The sequence below is a fragment of the Mesorhizobium sp. M7A.F.Ca.CA.004.12.1.1 genome (assembly GCF_003997835.1).
Classification (GTDB): domain Bacteria; phylum Pseudomonadota; class Alphaproteobacteria; order Rhizobiales; family Rhizobiaceae; genus Mesorhizobium.
Genome location: NZ_RZRK01000425.1, coordinates 1 through 5,399 on the forward strand (window position 1 = coordinate 1; position 5,399 = coordinate 5,399).

Below are 5,399 nucleotides of genomic sequence, written 5' to 3' on the forward strand. Positions count from 1 at the left end.
CACTGCCGGCCAATGCGCCGAAGCCTGCCGCGATCCGCGCCGTTGCTGCCGAAAGTGGCGCCAAGAACGAGGCTCCGGCCACAGAGGGAGCGGAATAATGGATCTCAAGATCACAACGCTGGGCGGCAAGGACGCCGGCAAGGTGGAACTCTCCGACGAGATTTTCGGCCTTGATCCGCGCGAAGACATCCTGCAGCGCGTCGTGCGCTGGCAGCTTGCCAAGAAGCAGCAGGGCACGCACAAGACCAAGGGTCGCGCCGAGATCGCGCGCACCGGCGCCAAGATGTACAAGCAGAAGGGTACGGGTCGCGCCCGTCACCATTCGGCACGCGCTCCGCAGTTCCGCGGCGGCGGCAAGGCCCACGGCCCGGTCGTTCGCAGCCACGAGCACGAACTGCCGAAGAAGGTTCGTGCTCTCGGCCTCAAGCATGCTCTCTCGGCCAAGGCCAAGAGCGCGTCGATCATCATCATCGACGAGCTGAAGCTGACCGAGGCCAAGACGAAGGCGCTGATCGCGAATTTCGCGACGCTGGGCCTGACCAACGCTTTGCTGATCGGCGGCGCCGAGCTTGACAAGAACTTCAAGCTGGCGGCGACGAACATCCCCAACATCGACGTGCTGCCCATCCAGGGCATCAACGTCTACGACATTCTGCGCCGCGGCACGCTGGTCCTTTCGAAGGCCGCCGTCGAGGCTCTCGAGGAGCGTTTTAAATGACCGACCTTCGTCATTACGACGTGATCGTCTCGCCGGCGATCACCGAAAAGTCGACCATGGCCTCCGAGCAGAACAAGGTCGTCTTCAACGTCGCCAAGAAGGCGTCGAAGCCGGAAATCAAGGCCGCCGTCGAAGCGCTGTTCGGCGTCAAGGTGATGGCCGTGAACACGCTTGTCCGCAAGGGCAAGATCAAGCGCTTCCGTGGCACGGTTGGCCGCCAGAGCGACGTCAAGAAGGCGGTTGTGACGCTGGCCGATGGTCAGTCGATCGACGTCGCGACGGGTCTCTGAGCAAGGCCGCGAGGACAGAACAATGGCACTGAAAAAATTCAACCCGGTAACGCCCAGCACCCGTCAGCTGGTCATCGTCGACCGCTCGGGTCTTTACAAGGGCAAGCCCGTCAAGGGTCTGACCGAAGGCCTGACCAAGTCGGGCGGCCGCAACAATCACGGTCGCATCACCGCCCGCTTCATCGGCGGTGGTCACAAGCGTTCGTACCGCATCATCGACTTCAAGCGCCGCAAGTTCGACGTCGTCGGCACGGTCGAGCGCATTGAATACGATCCGAACCGCACCGCCTTCATCGCGCTGATCAAGTATGACGATGGCGAGCTGTCCTACATCATCGCTCCGCAGCGTCTGGCTCCCGGCGACAAGATCGTCTCCGGTGAATCGGTAGATGTGAAGCCGGGCAATGCGATGCCGCTGGCTTCGATGCCGGTCGGCACCATCGTCCACAACATCGAGCTGAAGCCGGGCAAGGGCGCTCAGGTCGCCCGTTCGGCAGGTGGTTACGGTCAGCTAGTCGGTCGTGACCAGGGCATGGCGATCCTGCGCCTCAATTCGGGCGAGCAGCGTGTCGTTCACGGCTCCTGCATGGCCACTGTCGGCGCCGTGTCCAATCCGGACCACGGCAACATCAATGACGGCAAGGCCGGTCGCACGGTTTGGCGTGGCAAGCGCCCGCACAATCGCGGCGTGACCATGAACCCGGTCGACCATCCGCACGGCGGCGGTGAAGGCCGCACCTCGGGTGGCCGCCATCCGGTTTCGCCCTGGGGCAAGCCGACCAAGGGCAAGAAGACGCGGTCCAACAAGGCGACCGACAAGTTCATCCTGCGCTCGCGCCATCAGCGCAAGAGCTAAGAAGAGGTAACGCCAAGTGACTCGTTCGATTTGGAAAGGCCCCTTCATTGACGGCTACCTTCTCAAGAAGGTGGACAAGGTTCGTGAAGGTGGTCGCAATGAGGTGATCAAGATGTGGAGCCGTCGCTCCACCATCCTGCCGCAGTTCGTCGGCTTCACCTTCGGTGTCTACAACGGCCAGAAGCATGTTCCCGTCTCGGTGAACGAGGACATGGTCGGTCACAAGTTCGGTGAATTCGCTCCGACCCGGACCTATTACGGTCACGGCGCGGATAAGAAGGCGAAGAGGAAATAATCATGGGCAAGGCCAAAGCTCCGCGCAGGCTTGCTGATAACGAAGCGCGCGCCGTATTGCGCACGATCCGTATCAGCCCGCAGAAGCTGAACCTCGTTGCCGCGCTGATCCGCGGCAAGAAGGTCGCGACAGCGCTTTCCGATCTCGAATTCTCGGCCAAGCGGATTTCCGGCACGGTCAAGAAGACGCTGGAATCGGCAATCGCCAACGCGGAAAACAACCACGACCTGGATGTCGATGCACTGATCGTGGCGGAAGCCTATGTCGGCAAGTCGATCGTCATGAAGCGGTTCCATGCCCGTGGCCGCGGTCGCGCCAGCCGTATCGAGAAGCCGTTCTCGCACCTCACGATCGTCGTTCGTGAAGTCGAAGAAAAAGGGGAGGCCGCATAATGGGCCAGAAAGTCAATCCGATCGGTCTTCGCCTCGGCATCAACCGCACCTGGGATTCGCGCTGGTTCGCGAACACCGGCGAGTACGGCAAGCTGCTGCATGAGGACATCAAGATCCGCAAGTATCTCGAGAAGGAGCTCAAGCAGGCTGCCATCTCGAAGGTCGTGATCGAGCGTCCGCACAAGAAGTGCCGCGTCACCATCCACGCCGCGCGCCCGGGTCTGATCATCGGCAAGAAGGGCGCCGACATCGAGAAGCTTCGCAAGAAGCTGATGGAGATGACGAAGTCCGAGACGCACCTCAACATCGTGGAAGTGCGCAAGCCGGAAATCGACGCGACCCTGGTCGCCCAGTCGATCGCCCAGCAGCTCGAGCGTCGTATCGCGTTCCGCCGCGCCATGAAGCGTGCCGTTCAGTCGGCGATGCGCCTCGGGGCCGAAGGCATCCGCATCAACTGCGCCGGCCGCCTCGGCGGCGCCGAGATCGCGCGCATGGAATGGTATCGCGAAGGCCGCGTGCCGCTGCATACGCTGCGTGCGGACGTCGACTACGGTACGGCCGAAGCGCACACGGCTTATGGCATCTGCGGCGTCAAGGTCTGGGTGTTCAAGGGCGAAATCCTTGAGCATGACCCGATGGCTTCGGAGCGTCGGGCCAGCGAAAGCGATGCAGCGCATGGCGGTGGTGGTGATCGCGAACGCGGTCGTCGTCGCGAAAACGCCTGAGACATTTAGGAATTTGGAGTTAGAACGATGCTGCAGCCAAAGCGCACAAAGTTCCGCAAGCAGTTCAAGGGCCGTATCCATGGTACCGCAAAGGGCGGCACCAACCTGGATTTCGGTGGTTTCGGGCTGAAGGCGCTTGAGCCGAACCGCGTCACCGCACGTGAGATCGAGGCGGCCCGCCGCGCGATCACGCGTGAAATGAAGCGCGCTGGTCGCGTCTGGATCCGTATTTTCCCGGACGTGCCGGTCACTTCGAAGCCGACCGAAGTCCGCATGGGTAAGGGCAAGGGTGCGGTCGACTACTGGGCGGCGCGCGTCAAGCCGGGCCGTATCATGTTCGAGATCGACGGCGTCAATGAAGAAACCGCCCGTGAGGCACTGCGTCTCGGCGCGGCCAAGCTCTCGGTCAAGACGCGCTTCGTGCAGCGCATCGCAGAATAAGGACGGGCTGATCATGAAAGCCGAAGACATCCGGACCAAGACCCAGGACCAGCTGACCGACGACCTGGCCAGCCTGAAGAAGGAGCAGTTCAACCTGCGCTTCCAGAAGGCCACCGGCCAGCTCGAGAAGACCGCGCGCGTGAGACAGGTCCGTAAGGATATTGCGCGTATCAAGACCATCGCTGCGGAAAAGTCCGCGGCTAAGAAGGCTTAAGGACGAAAACCATGCCAAAGCGCATTCTGCAGGGCACCGTCGTCAGCGACAAGAACGAGAAGACGGTTGTCGTCAAGGTCGAACGGCGCTTCACGCATCCCGTGATGAAGAAGACCGTGCGCATGACCAAGAAGTACAAGGCGCACGACGAAAACAACGCCCACAAGGTCGGCGATCAGGTGTTCATCCAGGAATCGAAGCCGATTTCCAAGGACAAGCGCTGGATCGTCGTGTCTTCGGACCAAGCCTGACCTCGGGCGTAAACAACGAATTTTGGACAGACCGGGGAGGGGCTTTGAGCCCATCCCGTTAGAAGAGAAGAAGGCGGCCAGTCATGATTCAGATGCAAACAAACCTCGACGTCGCGGATAATTCCGGCGCCCGTCGTGTCATGTGCATCAAGGTGCTGGGCGGCTCGAAGCGGAAATACGCTTCCGTGGGCGACATCATCGTGGTGTCGATCAAGGAAGCCATTCCGCGCGGCCGCGTAAAGAAGGGCGATGTGATGAAGGCGGTCGTGGTTCGCACGGCCAAGGACATCCGCCGCCCGGACGGCAGCGTGATCCGTTTCGACAAGAACGCGGCCGTTCTCGTCGACAACAAGAAAGAGCCGATCGGCACGCGTATCTTCGGACCGGTTCCGCGCGAACTCCGCGCCAAGAACCACATGAAGATCATCTCGCTCGCGCCTGAAGTGCTGTAAGGAGCCGGACCAATGCAAAAGATTAGAAAAGGCGACAAGGTCGTCGTGCTGGCCGGCAAGGACAAGGGCCGTTCGGGCGAAGTCCTCTCGGTGCAGCCGAAGGAAGACACCGCGCTGGTGCGCGGCGTCAACATGATCCGTCGTCACCAGAAGCAGTCCCAGTCCCAAGAGGGCGGGATCATCACCAAGGAAGCGCCGATCCAGCTGTCGAACATCGCGCTGGCCGACCCCAAGGATGGCAAGCCGACCCGCGTCGGTTTCATCTTCCAGAAGGACGGCAAGAAGGTGCGCGTCGCCAAGCGCTCGGGAGAAGTCATCAATGGCTAAGGCTCAATCCAAGCAGGCGACCGCGAACAACACGCCGCGCCTCAAGCAGGTCTACAACGAGACCATCCGCAAGGCGTTGCAGGAACAGTTCGGCTACGACAACGAGATGCAGGTTCCGCGCATCGACAAGATCGTGCTGAACATGGGCGTTGGCGAAGCGACCGCCGATTCGAAGAAGCCTTCGATCGCGGCCGAAGACCTGGCGATGATCGCCGGCCAGAAGGCCGTCGTCACCCGCGCCCGCAACTCGATCGCCGGCTTCAAGGTCCGCGAGAAGATGCCGATCGGCGCTAAGGTCACGCTGCGCAAGGAACGTATGTACGAGTTCCTCGACCGTCTCGTGAACATCGCACTGCCACGCGTCCGCGACTTCCGCGGGCTCAATCCGAAGAGCTTCGATGGCCGTGGCAACTACGCCATGGGCATCAAGGAACACAT

Annotated in this window: 12 protein-coding genes; all 12 read left to right on the forward strand. The window is 61.4% G+C overall.

Annotation, left to right across the window (positions count from 1 at the left end):
- The first annotated feature begins 97 nt into the window (after nucleotides 1–97).
- Nucleotides 98–718, forward strand: coding sequence for a 50S ribosomal protein L4 (rplD, locus tag EN984_RS21310; RefSeq protein WP_013531423.1), 621 nt, complete (start codon nucleotides 98–100; stop codon nucleotides 716–718).
- Nucleotides 715–1,008, forward strand: coding sequence for a 50S ribosomal protein L23 (locus EN984_RS21315; protein WP_013531424.1), 294 nt, complete (start codon nucleotides 715–717; stop codon nucleotides 1,006–1,008). Before rplD ends, EN984_RS21315 begins: the two co-directional genes overlap by 4 nt.
- 22 nt (nucleotides 1,009–1,030) lie before the next feature.
- Complete coding sequence (gene rplB, locus EN984_RS21320; RefSeq protein WP_024505067.1) at nucleotides 1,031–1,864, forward strand: 50S ribosomal protein L2; 834 nt, start codon at nucleotides 1,031–1,033, stop codon at nucleotides 1,862–1,864.
- Between the two features lie 16 nt (nucleotides 1,865–1,880).
- Entirely contained in the window at nucleotides 1,881–2,159 is a 279-nt protein-coding gene (rpsS, locus tag EN984_RS21325) for a 30S ribosomal protein S19 (RefSeq protein WP_006205463.1), read from the forward strand.
- 2 nt (nucleotides 2,160–2,161) lie between these two features.
- The gene (gene rplV, locus EN984_RS21330; protein ID WP_006205462.1) at nucleotides 2,162–2,551 is read left to right on the forward strand and encodes a 50S ribosomal protein L22; all 390 of its coding nucleotides are present in this window, start codon (nucleotides 2,162–2,164) and stop codon (nucleotides 2,549–2,551) included.
- Nucleotides 2,551–3,276, forward strand: a complete 726-nt coding sequence (gene rpsC / locus EN984_RS21335; RefSeq protein WP_013531426.1) for a 30S ribosomal protein S3 — start codon at nucleotides 2,551–2,553, stop codon at nucleotides 3,274–3,276. Before rplV ends, rpsC begins: the two co-directional genes overlap by 1 nt.
- Before the next feature lie 27 nt (nucleotides 3,277–3,303).
- Entirely contained in the window at nucleotides 3,304–3,717 is a 414-nt protein-coding gene (gene rplP, locus EN984_RS21340) for a 50S ribosomal protein L16 (protein ID WP_013531427.1), read from the forward strand.
- A gap of 13 nt (nucleotides 3,718–3,730) precedes the next feature.
- Nucleotides 3,731–3,931, forward strand: coding sequence for a 50S ribosomal protein L29 (gene rpmC, locus EN984_RS21345; protein ID WP_006205459.1), 201 nt, complete (start codon nucleotides 3,731–3,733; stop codon nucleotides 3,929–3,931).
- Between the two features lie 11 nt (nucleotides 3,932–3,942).
- Entirely contained in the window at nucleotides 3,943–4,182 is a 240-nt protein-coding gene (rpsQ, locus tag EN984_RS21350) for a 30S ribosomal protein S17 (protein ID WP_010909280.1), read from the forward strand.
- 83 nt (nucleotides 4,183–4,265) lie between these two features.
- Nucleotides 4,266–4,634 carry a 50S ribosomal protein L14 gene (rplN, locus tag EN984_RS21355; protein ID WP_006205457.1) on the forward strand — a complete coding sequence of 123 codons (369 nt, stop codon included), beginning with the start codon at nucleotides 4,266–4,268 and terminating at the stop codon, nucleotides 4,632–4,634.
- 12 nt (nucleotides 4,635–4,646) lie between these two features.
- Nucleotides 4,647–4,961, forward strand: coding sequence for a 50S ribosomal protein L24 (rplX, locus tag EN984_RS21360; protein ID WP_013531428.1), 315 nt, complete (start codon nucleotides 4,647–4,649; stop codon nucleotides 4,959–4,961).
- Nucleotides 4,954–5,399, forward strand: a 446-nt coding sequence (rplE, locus tag EN984_RS21365) for a 50S ribosomal protein L5 (protein ID WP_127383935.1), incomplete at its 3' end; no start/stop codon positions are given. The genes rplX and rplE, both read left to right, overlap by 8 nt.

Bases quoted from the DNA above. Each gene is read 5' to 3' on its own strand.
- rplB (WP_024505067.1), top strand. From the start codon at position 1,031: ATGGCACTGAAAAAATTCAACCCGGTAACGCCCAGCACCCGTCAGCTG.
- rplV (WP_006205462.1), top strand. From the start codon at position 2,162: ATGGGCAAGGCCAAAGCTCCGCGCAGGCTTGCTGATAACGAAGCGCGC.
- rpsC (WP_013531426.1), top strand. From the start codon at position 2,551: ATGGGCCAGAAAGTCAATCCGATCGGTCTTCGCCTCGGCATCAACCGC.
- EN984_RS21315 (WP_013531424.1), top strand. From the start codon at position 715: ATGACCGACCTTCGTCATTACGACGTGATCGTCTCGCCGGCGATCACC.
- rplD (WP_013531423.1), top strand. From the start codon at position 98: ATGGATCTCAAGATCACAACGCTGGGCGGCAAGGACGCCGGCAAGGTG.
- rpsQ (WP_010909280.1), top strand. From the start codon at position 3,943: ATGCCAAAGCGCATTCTGCAGGGCACCGTCGTCAGCGACAAGAACGAG.
- rplP (WP_013531427.1), top strand. From the start codon at position 3,304: ATGCTGCAGCCAAAGCGCACAAAGTTCCGCAAGCAGTTCAAGGGCCGT.
- rplX (WP_013531428.1), top strand. From the start codon at position 4,647: ATGCAAAAGATTAGAAAAGGCGACAAGGTCGTCGTGCTGGCCGGCAAG.
- rplN (WP_006205457.1), top strand. From the start codon at position 4,266: ATGATTCAGATGCAAACAAACCTCGACGTCGCGGATAATTCCGGCGCC.
- rpmC (WP_006205459.1), top strand. From the start codon at position 3,731: ATGAAAGCCGAAGACATCCGGACCAAGACCCAGGACCAGCTGACCGAC.